The following is a 13,507-nucleotide window of genomic DNA, read 5'->3' on the forward strand; positions in this document are numbered from 1 at the left end:
CTGATGAAAAGCGGGCCGCGGCCCGCTTTTTTCTTTTTGTACGAAATTGCGTTATGATAGGAATGTAGAGCAATTACGTAAATGAAAGGAAGATTCCATTGTCAAAAAAATTAGATGCTTTCCTGAACGAAAACCTAGACGAATTGAAAGAGCAAGGTTTATATAATGAAATCGATCCGGTAGAAGGACCCAACGGACCAATCATCCAGGTGCGCGGAAAAGACCTGATCAACTTGTCTTCCAACAACTATCTGGGGCTTGCGACGAACGAGGACCTGAAAAAAATCGCCAAAGATGCGATCGATAAATACGGTGTCGGCGCCGGTGCAGTCCGCACAATCAACGGTACACTCGATCTTCATGTGAAACTTGAAGAAAAACTGGCTGAATTCAAAGGCACTGAAGCGGCTTTGTCTTATCAATCAGGCTTTAACTGCAACATGGCGGCAATTTCCGCTGTCATGGACAAGAATGATGCAATTCTGTCGGATCAGCTGAACCACGCCTCCATCATCGACGGCTGCCGCCTGTCAAAAGCGAAAATCATCGCCTATAAGCACTCTGATATGGAAGACCTTCGCGCAAAAGCGAAAGAAGCGACTGAATCAGGCTTGTACAATAAAGTAATGGTCATCACGGACGGCGTCTTCTCGATGGACGGCGACATAGCAAAACTTCCGGAAATCGTTGAAATCGCAAAAGAATTCGACTTGATCACGTATGTCGACGATGCACACGGTTCAGGCGTTACCGGTAAAGGTAAAGGAACCGTGAAACATTTCGGCCTTGAAAAAGAAGTCGATATGCAAATGGGGACACTTTCGAAAGCGGTCGGCGTTGTCGGCGGTTATGTAGCCGGCAAGCAAAATCTCATCGACTGGCTGAAAGTCCGTTCGCGTCCGTTCCTGTTCTCCACAGCGGTTACACCGGGAGATGTTGCGGCAATTACTGCAGCGGTCCAGATGATCATCGATTCAACAGAATTACATGATAAGCTTTGGGAAAACGGAGATTACCTGAAAAAAGGCCTGAAAGACTTAGGCTTTGATATTGGAGAATCAGAGACACCGATCACTCCATGCATCATTGGCGAAGAAAAAGCGGCACAGGAATTTTCGAAACGCCTGTTTGAAGAAGGCGTCTACGCAAAATCGATCGTCTTCCCGACAGTTCCAAAAGGCACAGGGCGCGTACGCAATATGCCAACTGCTGCCCATACAAAAGAAATGCTGGATCAGGCAATCGCCACTTATGAAAAAGTCGGCAAAGAGCTTGGTATCATCAAGTAACATAAATCGCTCCGACGGCCACTGCCGTCGGAGCGATTTTTAGGCTGGACCTGTTCCAGTCATGCGGCTGAAACTTTTCAGCAGCGTATATTTTTGCACACCGCGGGCAGCCTCCACACTTTTGTCCGCCAAAGACCGGAAGCTGGAATCATTCTTTTCATGGGCGATCATTGCCTTAATGGAATAATTCATCCACGGTTCGCTGATGTGTTCATTCAAAGCTTCTGCCCGCTGGAAATCACCGGCGGCTGCAGCGGCGTATGCAAGATAATAACTTCGCATAGGGTCGCGTTCAATCGTCTCTGCATGCTGCACTGCAATATGGGGGAGGCCCCGGTGTATTGCCAGCAGTGTCCGGTAAGCGGCCTGCATCTCGGGCTGTTTATGTGATTCGAGTATCCGGTTAATGGCGTTTTCAACGTCTTCATCATTTCCGTGACCGAGCGCGAAAGGAAAAGAGAAAATCGCTTTATGGCGATTGCGTTTGATGTAGCGTTCAATACCACGAAGCGAATTGGAATAGTAAACGATATAAATGTTCGGCAATGCCATTGCCACCAGGTAAAAAGTGATGACAATGAGAAACACAAGCCAACTCGGTATGTTATAGGACAACAGAAGGGCCGTGACAGCCATCCCAATGAAAAAAATCGGCAGCATCCGCAGAATATTCATAGTCAACCTCCATAAGAACCGGAATGGCCATTTCAAATTCAGAAAGGCTTTCTACCAGTATATCAAAACTTGCAGACTGCACCCATTTTGAAAGTCATTGTGTTTTCAAAGAGAACAACTTATAATGTCGATATAGGAAACGCTGTCATATCAATGTTTTAGTTTACTTTTTTGTGTTTTTACAGAGGACATATGTTTTATTCGAGAGGAGTTTATAAAATGAAACGCATTATGATCACCGGTGCTTTGGGGCAGATCGGTTCTGAACTTACCGGCAAACTTCGGGGGATTTACGGCGCTGACAATGTGCTGGCAACAGATATCCGCCCGTCAGAAGATACGAGTGGACCATTTGAAATTCTGGATGTCACGGATGCGAAAAAAATGCATGAGCTGGCGAAAGATTTCGGCGCAGATACGATGATGCATATGGCGGCGCTGCTGTCTGCCACTGCAGAAGAAAAACCGCTGCTTGCATGGAATTTGAATATGGGCGGCCTTGTCAATGCACTTGAAGCGTCCCGCGAACTGGGTATGCAGTTTTTCACACCGAGTTCAATCGGAGCTTTTGGTCCATCGACACCGAAGACGAATACTCCGCAGGACACCCTGCAGCGCCCGACGACCATGTACGGAGTCAATAAAGTCGCGGGTGAACTGCTTTGCGATTATTACTGGCAGAAATTCGGCGTAGATACGCGCGGCGTCCGTTTCCCTGGGTTGATTTCCTATGTGGCACAGCCCGGCGGGGGCACGACGGATTATGCGGTTGATATTTACTATAAAGCATTGGAGCAGGGAAGCTACACATCCTATATCGATCAAGGGACTTATATGGATATGATGTATATGCCGGACGCGCTTCAGGCAATCGTGGATCTGATGGAAGCGGATTCCGCTAAACTTGAACACCGCAATGCTTTCAACGTGACGGCCATGAGCTTTGAACCAGAGCAGATTGCGGCTTCAATCCGCAAGCATATTCCAAATTTCCAAATGGCTTACGATGTGGACCCGGTTCGCCAGGCAATCGCCGACAGCTGGCCGGACAGCATTGATGCAGCAGCTGCGAAAAAGGAATGGGGCTTTAAGGCAGAATATGATCTTGATGCCATGACAGCTGATATGCTGGAAAAACTAAAGGCAAAACTTCAAAATGCTTGAGAAAGAAAAGCGACATACAAAATGCCATCCGCAACCGCGGATGGCATTTTCTCTTTTATTAGAATAGAAGATGTGCAACTCCGGCAATGATCGGCAATGCGATGATTGTGCGGAGAAGGAAAATAACGATCAGGTCGAAAATGTTGACCGGGATTTTCGATCCAAGAAGGATGCCGCCGACTTCGGAAAGATAAATCAGCTGAGTGACGGACATTGTGGCAACGACGAAACGTGTCATCTCGGATTCAAGTCCAGCACCAAGAATAGCCGGAAGGAACATATCTGCAAAGCCGATGACCATCAATTGGGCCGCATCCGCTGCTTCTGGAATGCCAAGCAGGTTCAGGTATGGCACAAAAGGTGTACCAAGAATCGCGAAGATTTGTGTATATTCGGCAAGAATCAAAGCGATCGTCCCGAACGCCATTACAACCGGTGCAACACCGATCCACATATCCAGGACGTTTTTGAATCCGTCTTTGAAGAACTCTGTTACTGAACGGTTGCGGTTCGCTTTTTGAAGAGCGAGTTCCAGACCGTGAGAAGCTGCATTATATCCTTTCGGAACCTCTTCTGATTGCGATTCCTGTGAACTGCCGTCCATATACGTGGTTGGCTTTTGCGCTAAAGGATAAATACGCGGCATGATCAAAGCCAGAATTATACCAGCAAGAATTACAGTACCATAGTAAGGGAGGAAGTAACCTCCTAAGTCAACTTCAGTTATTACCACGATGGCGAATGTAATCGATACGACGGAGAACGTCGTCCCGATGATTGCAGCTTCACGCTGTGTATATTTATTGTCTTCGTATTGCTTGCTTGTCAAAAGCACGCCGATAGTTCCATCACCGACCCATGAAGCCAGTGCATCCACTGAAGAGCGGCCAGGAAGGCGGAACAGGGGACGCATGATTTTCACCATTAGAGAACTGAAAAATTCAAGAAGTCCGAAATTCATGAGTAAAGGCAGCAGGAGACCCGCAAACAGGAAAATCGTGAACAGGAAGGACAATAATCCGTCACCTGAAAGAAGGAGGCCGCCTGTATTTTCGTTCCAAACCGCTTCCGGTCCTACCTGGAAGAGAACCATAAAAGCGAAAACGGCAGCGAGAACACGTGTAATCGTCCAGAACAGACTGACGTTGAACAGTTTATCGAAAAACGGAACATCGTCGCTTTTGTTTGGCTTTTTCGTTATGTACACCAATGATCCGATAGCGGCGATCGTTAAAATGGCGAGCATGATCCACGGAACGACAGATTCGATATTCCCAGCCAGCCAGTTCGCGAGTACAGCAACGGTAACCATCCATTCGGTTTCGCCTGTCTCAGCATTTGGTATGGGAATCGGAGTCAGGAACAGCAGGATGCCCAATAATGATGGAATTAAAAATAAGAGCCATGTCGATGCAGAAAACTTTTTCTTATTCATCTTTTTTCCCCTTTTCTTTGTGCATAAATACACATTCTGATTACTTATTATACAGCATCTTCCCCCAAAGAATACTGCCAGTAATATAGTTAATATTATCTGAAAACGGAACAAAAAACACCCCTATTTTCAATTAAGATAATAGGGGCGCTCAACTTTTAGAATGTTTCTTCAAAATCATCTTCCCAGCGGTAGTTATAGAAGCGTTCTTTCGTCAGCCAGTTTTCAGTTTCAGGGTCGCCCTGTGCCAGTTTATGCTCCATTTCTGCAAGCATCCAGGCGGTCTGGGAAATGTGCGCTTTCATGGAAGCCATTTTATTGTCCCGGACAGGTGTAATGTCATGGACAATATCCGGGCTTCCAAGCACATCAAGCGTATTATTGGCGAAAGCGACGCAGTGCAGTTTCGGACGATTTTCCATCCGCCGCACCGCACGCACTACCGCGCGGGCTGTCGCTTCATGGTCCGGGTGGACAGCGAATTTCGGATAGAACGTAATGATGAGTGAAGGATCGAGTTCTTCTATTAAAGAAGTCATCATACCGACCATTTTCTCATCATCTTCAAATTCTATCGTTTTATCGCGCAGCCCCATCATCCGGAGATCAGTCAGGCCGATTGCTTCAGCGGAAGCGATCAACTCTTTTTTGCGGATTTCAGGCAGTGACTCGCGTGTTGCAAATGGCGGGTTGCCTAAATTTCTGCCCATTTCACCCAGTGTCAGGCAGGCATATGTAACCGGCGTCCCTTGTTTGATATGAGTGGTCATTGTACCGGACACACCGAACGCTTCATCGTCCGGGTGAGGGAACACGACCAGTACATGCCGTTCTTTTGGTATCGTCATTTTTACTCCCCCTTAATAACTGAATGGTGTTTCGCTGATCTGCAGCGCCACCGCCAGTTTTCCTGTTCCGTCATGGCCCGCAAGCAATAAGCGGCCATGATCGTCCATTTCATAATGGGTGATGCCTTGCGCGTAAACCCAGCCATGCGGCAGCTTTAAGCCGACACGGTGCGGGCTGTCGCCGACCACTTTGCCCAATTCATAATTGATCACCACATTGCGGATGAAAGCTCCGGCGTTAAAAAATGCTTCATTGAAATGGCTGGCATAGGACCCATTCGTGGTTTCCAGGTGAAGATAAACATCTTTCCCGGCGAATGCATCCAATTGGACCTGCAATTTCTTCACTTCGACTAATTCCACGGTAAAATCCTCCTCAAACGAATCGTATCTTATCAGTATAGGGAAAAAATACAAAGATTGCGATTAACAAGCTTTGCGGGTCCCGAAATAATGATAAAATAGGCCAAGAGAGAATTTTCCAACAAAGAGGATGGGGCATATGAAGTTAATATTGAATTTTTTTATAGCAGTCGCAGGGATTATTCTTGCGAGCAGCCTGCCCCTGTTAATTACCGGATGGCTGGTGGGAGAGTGGAGATGGCGAGTCTATTTCGACTCGATCGGAGCTAGCTTGCAGGAATTATGGCCACTGGGTGAAATCGCATTTTTCAATAACAGGATCCAGCAGTTCGTCCCATTATTTCCTAATATCTTTGAGTACATAATTTACTCGCTCGTAATTCTGTTTCTCGCACTGCTTCTGGCTGTGGCCGTGTCGCTGATTCTGACTATCGTTACAATGCTGCTGTCGGACAGAGCGCGGGAACGGGTGAAAATGGCACTTTATTTTCTAGAATCAATTCCGGACCTTCTGATCATCATGCTGGCACAACTGGCGGTCGTTATGTTCTTTAAACAAACAGGCGTCCTGATTTCAAAAATTGCGGCGATTGGAGACGACCGCATTTATTGGCTGCCAGTGCTGTGTTTGGCGATACTGCCGACCATTGAGCTGTACCGGCTTGCGATGCTGACTTTTCAGGAAGAAGAACGGCAGATGTATGTGGACCTTGCACGGGCACTGGGGTTTTCAAAAGTTTATATCGTGCTTGTGCATATGTTCCGAAACGCTGTCATCAGTGTTTTTTTCCAATCCAAAAAGACGATGTGGTTCATGCTGTCGAACCTGTTTGTCCTGGAATTGATGTTTAATTTGCCGGGAATCATGCTGTTCCTGAGTGACAATATGTATCCACTGGCCTTTCTTGTCGCCGTCTTCAGCTTTTTCCTGCCGATGTTTTTCCTCTACAGTTTCGGCGAATGGTATTTTGTGCGCCGGCTGCGCGGAAAGGAGGCGGTGTAAATGTGGAAACAGCCTTATTTCGTCATCGGCTTCAGCATTCTCGCCTTTTTTCTTGCCGGCAGTTTCGTCTATGAATGGATTTGGGGAAATGTCCCCCGTCAGGTTTATTACATAATGGAAGGCGGAAGGGCAGTGGAAGGTGCGCCGATTTCGCCGAATTGGCAATTTCCGCTCGGTTCTGACCAGTATGGCTATGACATGCTCGGCAAATTGATGCTCGGTGCGAAATACACGATTCTTGCGGCGCTTGCGGTAGGTGTTTTGCGGATGCTGATTGCGGTGCCGCTTGGCTATATCCTCGGCACGTATCTCGATAAACACCGGAAATGGATTTCGAGTCTTGCCGATTCGATGCATTACATTCCGCTGACATTATTTGCGGCGTTTGTGCTGACGCCAGTCCTGTGGATGCCGCAGGACGGATTTACAACGACGATCTGGGAACGCATCGGTGTGCAGGTGGTTATCATGGCGCTCTTGACGGTTCCGATTGTGGCGGTTTTGATCGCCAATGAAGCTGCCCTGTTGCGGGACAAGGAATTTATACTGGCTGCGAAAACGCTCGGTGCCGGACGTTTCCGTATTATTCGCAAGCATCTGTATCCGCAGATGCGCGAAAAGATTGCGGTGCTTTACGGTCAGCAGGTGATGGAAACGTTTATCGTTTTTGCCCATCTGGGGCTGCTGAATCTGTTCCTCGGAGGTACAAAAGTCAGTTACGATCCGATGTTCGGCGATCCGCCGATGTCGATTTCCTATGAATGGGCAGGATTATTTGGTTCGACGTTCCGTTATCTGCAGGGCGCTCCGTGGCTTCCGCTTGCCCCGGTTCTCTTTATTGCTTTGGGGATCTTCGCTGTGTCACTGATGATGGAGGGCTATTTGCGCTCCAAAAACCCGAAAGTCAAAAAGAAGCGCATAGCTGCGGCGAAAGATTCTGTGGTTGAATGGAACCGCGAACAACTGCGTGAAGGAATGGTGCGGCTGAAAGCAAAAGAAATGACGGAAACTGAAAAATAAAACAAAACCCTCATGAATGATGAGGGTTTTGTTTTTTGTTCTGGATTAATAAGTACAACATAAAAAGGATGAAACCGCCGACGAAGACACCCATATTTACATATAAACCTGTCATTTCATCGACTTGCATGAAACTCATGATAAAATCAGGACCAAACAGAAACAGAGGAAGGATGACTGTAATCCATGTTTTTGACCAGATGGCACCGATGATGAAAATGATGACCCCTATAGCGGCGATGATCCACATCACTTCTCTGGATGGTGTGTAGAACGGCTCGAAATAGAAGATATCAAGCAACAGTACCGCAGACATCAGTCCCACTGTAATCAGTTGAATACTGACGAAGATGGTAAATTCCTTTTTCTTCGACCATTTCTTCGATGCCATCTTCCGGAACGCGAAAATATATGCGCCGATGCTTGCCCCTCCGATCAATGGAAAAGCAATCAGTTTCAATAACGAGAAACTCAGGTCTCCTCTGACGGCAGAACCTGTTATAAAATAGGCGATCACCAGAAGGATGAACATTGGCATAAGCTTGATAAGGCCGTAGAAATCAGTTGCCATTTCACTGCTTATATTTTTCATGTAAGCTTCAGGCGAACCTCCCGTTACGGTAGCCAAACTTTTGCCGCGGCTTTCCGCATCTTCGAGATGTCCCCGCAGTTCCTCTGCAATTTCTTTGATCTCGCTGTCTTTTTTTCCGGAAGTCATCAAATACAATTTCAGATTGGCAATGAATTCCTGACTGTCTTTTGACAAAACCATTATTTTTCCTCCTTCACAAGTCGGTTCACTGAATGGGACAAACTGTCCCAGCGTTCCTTGAATTCCAGGTACTCCTGTTCTCCTGCAGGAGTGAGTGTGTAATATTTCCGTTTCGGCCCGCTCGGCGATTCCTTCATGACCGATTTCACGAATCCTTCTTTTTGCAGGCGGAGCAGGACAGGATAGATGCTGCCTTCACTGACCATGCGGAATCCGTAAAGCTCCAGCTTTTCAATCATTTCATAGCCGTAGGTTTCGCCTTTTTGGATGATGGCCAGCAAACATCCATCGAGAATTCCTTTAAGCATTTGGCTGGATGACATTGCTTCACTCCTTTCAACTACATTGCATAACAAGTTACTCGAGTAATACTCAGCTAGGTTGTAATACAATATAGCATGTAAAAAAACAGGAGTCAACTACTTTGTTAAACAAGTTAGTTCTTCAGCTTTTGCAGGGATTTATGGAACTGGCAGCGAATAAAAATAATGCAAACACTTGGAGCAAAGGGGAAATAAAGATGATTCAAATCAGAAGATTAGCAGACTGTACGATTGAACAGGCAGTGGAAGCATGGAATAAAGGATTTGAAGGATATCATTTCAATATGACGACCACGCCGGAGGCATTCAAAAAACGGCTGAAGCAGGAAGAGTTGTCGAGAGATTTGTCAGTGATTGCCTTTGACGGCGAACAGCCTGTCGGTCTGGTGCTGAACGGGATCAGGCACTCGGGCGGCAGGAAAATCGGCTGGAACGGCGGCACTGGCGTTGCAGCGGCCTGGCGGAAAAAAGGGGTCGGCATGAAGCTGATGGAAAAGACGCTGGAAATATTGAAAGAGCAGGATGTTGAAACGGCTACGCTCGAAGCAATTTCAAGTAATGAGAAAGCTATTGCATTATATGAGAAGCTTGGCTATGAAATAGTGGATGAACTTCAATTCATGAAATTGGACGGGGAAGTGGAGAAGAAGGAGTCAGGTGTTTCAGCGCCATATAAAATTCAGCAGGAAGATCCGGAAGAAATTGGTTCTTTGCCGTTCTACCGCGGCGATTTTCCCTGGCAGACGCAATGGCAAAGTGTCCGTGATGGGGAAGGCCTGATCGCATTCGGTGAAGAAGATGCAGCGATCGGGTACGCATTGTTCCGAAAAATGGACGATGAACACGGAAAGCATTCCCGCACTTATTGTATCAATTGGAAACTGCGCCGGACGCAGAGGAGCGGGAAGCAGTCACAAGGCTGCTGCTGAATAGCGTCTTTGGAAACTTCGAAGATGCCATCAGCCGGACGGCGGTCAATGTACCGGTTTCCGCTAGTGCAGTAACTTATCAAGCTCTGAAGGGTTTGGGATTCGAGAAAAATATAGTGCAGGTGTTCATGAAGAAAAAATTGCAGCAATAAAAAAAGAGGACGCGGAAAATGCGTCCTCTTTTCTTATTCAAGCATTGGATGAAATTACAGTTCCACTACTTCCACTTCCTGTTTAGGGAATTTATTGGCGGCGCCGTGCATGACCGGACCGACGTACTGGTTCAGTTTCCAGCCGTGCTCAATGGCAGCCGATACAAAAATCTTCGCGTTGTAAACAGCGTCTTTTACAGACTGGCCGTTTGCGATGTTGGCCGTGATGGCAGCGGCAAATGTGCAGCCGGCTCCGTGGTTGTAGTTGGTTTCCGTTTTCGGAGCAGTCAGCAGGTAATGCTTTTCGCCATCATACAAAAGGTCCGCCGCTTTTTCATGTTTCAATTGCTTGCCGCCTTTGATGACGACAAATTTAGCTCCGCTTGCATGGATCTTTTCAGCGGCAGCCTGCATCTCTTCCACCGTGTAAATGCGTCCGAGGCGTGACAGCTCTCCCGCTTCGACAAGGTTCGGGGTTATAATTTTCGCGTGCGGCAATAAATACTTGATCATGGCATCAACGTTTTCCGGGAACATGACTTCAGCTTCCCCTTTGCACGCCATGACCGGGTCGATCACCACATCTTTGATGCCGGAAGCAGCAATCGCTTCGCCGGCCGCCTGAATGATTTCCGCTGTCGGCAGCATGCCCGTCTTCAATGCATCAATGCCTGTTGAAAAGGCGGTCGTCATTTGTGTCTTCACAGTATCAACCGGAATCGGGTGGACTCCGTGGCTCCAATTGTTATTCGGATCCATCGTAACGATGACCGTCAGCGCGTTCATGCCATACGTGCCGTGCTCCTGGAAAGTTTTAAGGTCTGCCTGGATGCCGGCGCCGCCGGATGTATCTGATCCTGCTATAGTAAGGGTTTTTTTGAGTGACATAAGAAATCTCCTTTATATGGATAGAATATTTACTATCCTTTATTTTATCAAAACGACCTGCATTTACAATCTAGAGGACTTTTGAGGCCACAGAAGAAGAACTGAAGTGAGTGCGCCGATCAGTGCGAATATTAGCGCGAAACTTGCCATAACCCAATGGCTGCTTCTGAAAAGACCAAATGCGATAAGAAATGTTAGAATGGTAGCAATTGCAATTATACCAGCCAGACAGCCGACTCCGGCGCGTTTTGCGCTTTCGGGAGCACTGTCGCCTTTTGTTGATGAAACGGCTTTGATTTTTGCCAGCCAGTCAGCCATGGGCATCGCTCCTTTATAAAATATCGTACCACGTAAATTCGATGAAAAAAATAGAAAGAGGGATGTCAATTGGCGAAGGATCCGAAACTGACGGAAATCGAGCGTTTATTGGAAGAAGTAAAAGGCAGACAGGGAACCGAGGAATCCGGGTTCTGGAAATCGCTGAAAGTGATGATGGGCGTCTTCCGCAATTCATTTCTTGTATTGATCGTCGTGGCAATGCTGCTGCTTGTTGCTTTGCCGCTCGGAACCTGGTGGATGCTGCAGCAGGGCAGCACGGCAACCGAAAGCAAAAGTGCTTTCCTCGAGCGCATGCAGGATTTGAATGAATTATCGACGGCGGAAGCCTATTCAAAAGTCATCATCAAACGTGAAGACAATAAAGTATTCGGCAAAGACATCGGCATCGACCTGCCGGGCACGAAACGGGAGCTCCTGATCGTGGTTCCGGGCTCAGTCCGGGCGGGCATCGATTTTTCTGAAATCACGGAAGAAGACATCGAAGTCGATGAAGAAGCGAAAACAGCGACGCTTATCTTGCCGAAAGCCGATTTCCTCGGAGGTCCGGAATTGTTTATGGACAAAGTGGAGATTTACTCCAATGAAGGACTGCTGAGCGGCGGCCGGGAATTTCCGGAAGCCTTTGAACTGGCGGATGAAGCCAGTCAGATGATGCTGGAAGAAACGCGGGGGCAGGGTGTGCTGGAATTGGCCGAGCGAAATGCGGCACGCTCCGTTGAGGAAATGTTCCAGCTGGTCGACTATGATGTAACGGTAGAGTTTAAAGATTAAGGAGTGGTCGGGATGACAAAGAAAATTTTCTCCAACGACTGGCAGGAAGTGGTCGGCGAAGAATTCGGCAAACCTTATTATTTGAAACTGCGTGAATTTCTGAAAGAGCAGTACGCTATAGAAACCGTGTATCCTCCGAAAGATGAAATCTGGTCAGCTTTTGAACATACCGCCTATAACGATGTCAAAGTGGTCATTCTTGGACAGGACCCTTACCATGGACCGGGGCAGGCGCACGGTCTGAGCTTTTCCGTCAAGCCAGGCGTAAAGATTCCGCCGAGCCTGCGCAATATGTTCAAGGAAATGAAGGAAGACATTGGCTGTGAAATTCTGGGTCACGGCACATTGACCAAATGGGCGGATCAGGGCGTCATGATGCTCAATACTGTTTTGACTGTGCGTCAGGGAGAAGCCAATTCACACCGCAATAAAGGCTGGGAAACATTTACGGACGAAGTTATCCGCAAACTTTCTGAACGGGAAGAGCCGGTTATTTTTGTGTTATGGGGCAAACCGGCCCAAATGAAAAAAGGACTGATCAATCTGGAGCGGCACGATGTCATTGAAGCGCCGCACCCGAGTCCGCTGAGCGCGAGCCGCGGATTTTTCGGCAGCAAGCCTTATTCAAAAGTGAACAGCCTGTTACAGAAGCGCGGAGAAGCGCCGATTGATTTCTGTTTGGACTGACGGTGCCTGTGAGGGCATGTTAAACTAAGGGACGAGAGGTAAACGAAAGGGGGATTTTTGATGACTGTTGGACATGAACGGGTGATTGCTGAAATCGAAAAGCATACCCGCTTGGCGCGTACGGGGGATCCCGCGAAAATGCGCGAATCACTGGCTGCCATCCGGGCACTCTGTGATCTGGTGCTGGAAGGTGAACAGCAGCCGGGTGCCCGTGCGCCTCGCGCGATTCCGCTGTCTGCATCCCCCGCGCCGCAGCCTGTGCTTTCAGAGAAAAAGCTGGAAGAAGACGGTGCAAACGGCGATTCACTGTTTGAATTTTAAAGGGAAAGAGGAATAGACCATGCAATTTTTCTTGATTGCCGGAGCTGTCAACGCGTTACTCAGCGTTGCTTTCGGTGCATTCGGCGCGCACATGCTTGAAGGGCGCGTCGCCGATAAATACCTGGACACATGGCAAACGGCCGTCCAATACCAGATGTTCCATTCCATCGGGCTGATCATCGTAGGTATTCTGATGAGCTCGACGCTGATCGGTTCACTTGGGTCACTCAGCTGGGCAGGCTATCTGATGCTTGCCGGCATCATCATTTTCTCCGGCAGCCTGTATGTGCTGAGCCTGACCGGCATCAGCATACTCGGCGCCATCACGCCAATTGGCGGCGTCGCGTTCATCGCTGGCTGGGTTATGCTGATCATTGCTGCAATGAAGGCATTATAAGAAATAAAGAAAGCTGTCCGCGAGTAAGGTGCGGACAGCTTTTTTGAAGGCATTTTAGGTTGTTAATAAAATCCATAAAAGTTTGCGTGAGAGATTGAGGTGCGGAAATTGGCTGCTGAGGTGCGGAAAAC

Annotated in this window: 17 protein-coding genes; 9 read left to right on the forward strand and 8 right to left on the reverse strand. The window is 47.8% G+C overall.

Annotation, left to right across the window (positions count from 1 at the left end; translation table 11 throughout):
- Positions 1–98 precede the first annotated feature (98 nt).
- The gene (locus KW93_RS02230) at positions 99–1,289 is read left to right on the forward strand and encodes a glycine C-acetyltransferase (protein ID WP_033541332.1); all 1,191 of its coding nucleotides are present in this window, start codon (positions 99–101) and stop codon (positions 1,287–1,289) included.
- Positions 1,290–1,328: 39 nt separating this feature from the next.
- On the opposite strand, the gene KW93_RS02235 is transcribed toward KW93_RS02230, so the two are convergent.
- Positions 1,329–1,964, reverse strand: coding sequence for a hypothetical protein (locus tag KW93_RS02235; RefSeq protein WP_033541333.1), 636 nt, complete (start codon positions 1,962–1,964; stop codon positions 1,329–1,331).
- A gap of 219 nt (positions 1,965–2,183) precedes the next feature.
- Between KW93_RS02235 and KW93_RS02240 the strand changes: the two genes are divergently transcribed.
- Positions 2,184–3,128: an L-threonine 3-dehydrogenase gene (locus KW93_RS02240; protein WP_033541334.1), complete on the forward strand. Its 945-nt coding sequence runs from the start codon at positions 2,184–2,186 to the stop codon at positions 3,126–3,128.
- A 58-nt stretch (positions 3,129–3,186) separates the two neighbouring features.
- Here the strand turns inward: KW93_RS02240 and KW93_RS02245 are convergent, their stop codons facing one another.
- The 3 genes from KW93_RS02245 to KW93_RS02255 all read right to left on the reverse strand — a co-directional run bounded on the left by KW93_RS02245 (position 3,187) and on the right by KW93_RS02255 (position 5,774).
- Positions 3,187–4,563, reverse strand: a complete 1,377-nt coding sequence (locus tag KW93_RS02245) for a YjiH family protein (protein WP_033541335.1) — start codon at positions 4,561–4,563, stop codon at positions 3,187–3,189.
- 158 nt (positions 4,564–4,721) lie between these two features.
- Complete coding sequence (bshB2, locus tag KW93_RS02250) at positions 4,722–5,411, reverse strand: bacillithiol biosynthesis deacetylase BshB2 (RefSeq protein ID WP_033541336.1); 690 nt, start codon at positions 5,409–5,411, stop codon at positions 4,722–4,724.
- 12 nt (positions 5,412–5,423) lie between these two features.
- Positions 5,424–5,774 (reverse strand): YojF family protein, encoded by a 351-nt coding sequence (locus KW93_RS02255; protein WP_033541337.1) that lies wholly within the window; start codon positions 5,772–5,774, stop codon positions 5,424–5,426.
- A gap of 139 nt (positions 5,775–5,913) precedes the next feature.
- Here KW93_RS02255 and KW93_RS16865 point away from each other — a divergent pair, with 139 nt between their 5' ends.
- Entirely contained in the window at positions 5,914–6,777 is an 864-nt protein-coding gene (locus KW93_RS16865) for an ABC transporter permease subunit (protein WP_152602408.1), read from the forward strand.
- Positions 6,778–7,797, forward strand: coding sequence for an ABC transporter permease (locus tag KW93_RS02265; protein ID WP_033541338.1), 1,020 nt, complete (start codon positions 6,778–6,780; stop codon positions 7,795–7,797).
- Positions 7,798–7,807: 10 nt separating this feature from the next.
- Here KW93_RS02265 and KW93_RS02270 read toward each other — a convergent pair whose 3' ends face one another.
- On the reverse strand, positions 7,808–8,569 hold the full coding sequence (locus KW93_RS02270) for an HAAS domain-containing protein (RefSeq protein ID WP_033541339.1): 762 nt from the start codon (positions 8,567–8,569) through the stop codon (positions 7,808–7,810).
- Positions 8,569–8,892: a PadR family transcriptional regulator gene (locus tag KW93_RS02275; RefSeq protein WP_033541340.1), complete on the reverse strand. Its 324-nt coding sequence runs from the start codon at positions 8,890–8,892 to the stop codon at positions 8,569–8,571. Before KW93_RS02275 ends, KW93_RS02270 begins: the two co-directional genes overlap by 1 nt.
- Positions 8,893–8,993: 101 nt before the next feature.
- Between KW93_RS02275 and KW93_RS16755 the strand changes: the two genes are divergently transcribed.
- Positions 8,994–9,821, forward strand: a complete 828-nt coding sequence (locus tag KW93_RS16755; protein WP_052131437.1) for a GNAT family N-acetyltransferase — start codon at positions 8,994–8,996, stop codon at positions 9,819–9,821.
- 206 nt (positions 9,822–10,027) lie between these two features.
- Here KW93_RS16755 and thiD read toward each other — a convergent pair whose 3' ends face one another.
- The gene (gene thiD / locus KW93_RS02285; RefSeq protein ID WP_033541341.1) at positions 10,028–10,861 is read right to left on the reverse strand and encodes a bifunctional hydroxymethylpyrimidine kinase/phosphomethylpyrimidine kinase; all 834 of its coding nucleotides are present in this window, start codon (positions 10,859–10,861) and stop codon (positions 10,028–10,030) included.
- Between the two features lie 63 nt (positions 10,862–10,924).
- Positions 10,925–11,179, reverse strand: coding sequence for a hypothetical protein (locus KW93_RS02290; protein ID WP_033541342.1), 255 nt, complete (start codon positions 11,177–11,179; stop codon positions 10,925–10,927).
- Positions 11,180–11,248: 69 nt separating this feature from the next.
- On the opposite strand from KW93_RS02290, the gene KW93_RS02295 reads away from it, so the two are divergent.
- Genes KW93_RS02295 through KW93_RS02310 form a run of 4 tightly spaced genes read left to right on the forward strand, consistent with a single transcriptional unit; the run spans position 11,249 to position 13,376 of the window.
- Positions 11,249–11,971, forward strand: a complete 723-nt coding sequence (locus KW93_RS02295; RefSeq protein WP_033541343.1) for a DUF4230 domain-containing protein — start codon at positions 11,249–11,251, stop codon at positions 11,969–11,971.
- A 12-nt stretch (positions 11,972–11,983) separates the two neighbouring features.
- Positions 11,984–12,658: a uracil-DNA glycosylase gene (locus KW93_RS02300; protein ID WP_033541344.1), complete on the forward strand. Its 675-nt coding sequence runs from the start codon at positions 11,984–11,986 to the stop codon at positions 12,656–12,658.
- Positions 12,659–12,718: 60 nt separating this feature from the next.
- The gene (locus KW93_RS02305) at positions 12,719–12,979 is read left to right on the forward strand and encodes a YwdI family protein (RefSeq protein ID WP_033541345.1); all 261 of its coding nucleotides are present in this window, start codon (positions 12,719–12,721) and stop codon (positions 12,977–12,979) included.
- Between the two features lie 19 nt (positions 12,980–12,998).
- The gene (locus tag KW93_RS02310; protein ID WP_033541346.1) at positions 12,999–13,376 is read left to right on the forward strand and encodes a DUF423 domain-containing protein; all 378 of its coding nucleotides are present in this window, start codon (positions 12,999–13,001) and stop codon (positions 13,374–13,376) included.
- Positions 13,377–13,507: the final 131 nt, after the last annotated feature.

Origin of the sequence: Planococcus sp. CAU13, assembly GCF_000775575.1 — a bacterium.
Classification (GTDB): domain Bacteria; phylum Bacillota; class Bacilli; order Bacillales_A; family Planococcaceae; genus Planococcus.

Excerpts from the sequence above, each read along its gene's own strand:
- KW93_RS02305 (WP_033541345.1), top strand. The coding sequence starts at position 12,719 with ATGACTGTTGGACATGAACGGGTGATTGCTGAAATCGAAAAGCATACC.
- KW93_RS02310 (WP_033541346.1), top strand. The coding sequence starts at position 12,999 with ATGCAATTTTTCTTGATTGCCGGAGCTGTCAACGCGTTACTCAGCGTT.
- KW93_RS02270 (WP_033541339.1), bottom strand. The coding sequence starts at position 8,569 with ATGGTTTTGTCAAAAGACAGTCAGGAATTCATTGCCAATCTGAAATTG.
- KW93_RS02300 (WP_033541344.1), top strand. The coding sequence starts at position 11,984 with ATGACAAAGAAAATTTTCTCCAACGACTGGCAGGAAGTGGTCGGCGAA.
- KW93_RS02275 (WP_033541340.1), bottom strand. The coding sequence starts at position 8,892 with ATGTCATCCAGCCAAATGCTTAAAGGAATTCTCGATGGATGTTTGCTG.
- bshB2 (WP_033541336.1), bottom strand. The coding sequence starts at position 5,411 with ATGACGATACCAAAAGAACGGCATGTACTGGTCGTGTTCCCTCACCCG.
- KW93_RS02265 (WP_033541338.1), top strand. The coding sequence starts at position 6,778 with ATGTGGAAACAGCCTTATTTCGTCATCGGCTTCAGCATTCTCGCCTTT.
- KW93_RS16865 (WP_152602408.1), top strand. The coding sequence starts at position 5,914 with ATGAAGTTAATATTGAATTTTTTTATAGCAGTCGCAGGGATTATTCTT.
- KW93_RS02240 (WP_033541334.1), top strand. The coding sequence starts at position 2,184 with ATGAAACGCATTATGATCACCGGTGCTTTGGGGCAGATCGGTTCTGAA.
- KW93_RS02245 (WP_033541335.1), bottom strand. The coding sequence starts at position 4,563 with ATGAATAAGAAAAAGTTTTCTGCATCGACATGGCTCTTATTTTTAATT.
- KW93_RS02290 (WP_033541342.1), bottom strand. The coding sequence starts at position 11,179 with ATGGCTGACTGGCTGGCAAAAATCAAAGCCGTTTCATCAACAAAAGGC.
- thiD (WP_033541341.1), bottom strand. The coding sequence starts at position 10,861 with ATGTCACTCAAAAAAACCCTTACTATAGCAGGATCAGATACATCCGGC.
- KW93_RS02235 (WP_033541333.1), bottom strand. The coding sequence starts at position 1,964 with ATGAATATTCTGCGGATGCTGCCGATTTTTTTCATTGGGATGGCTGTC.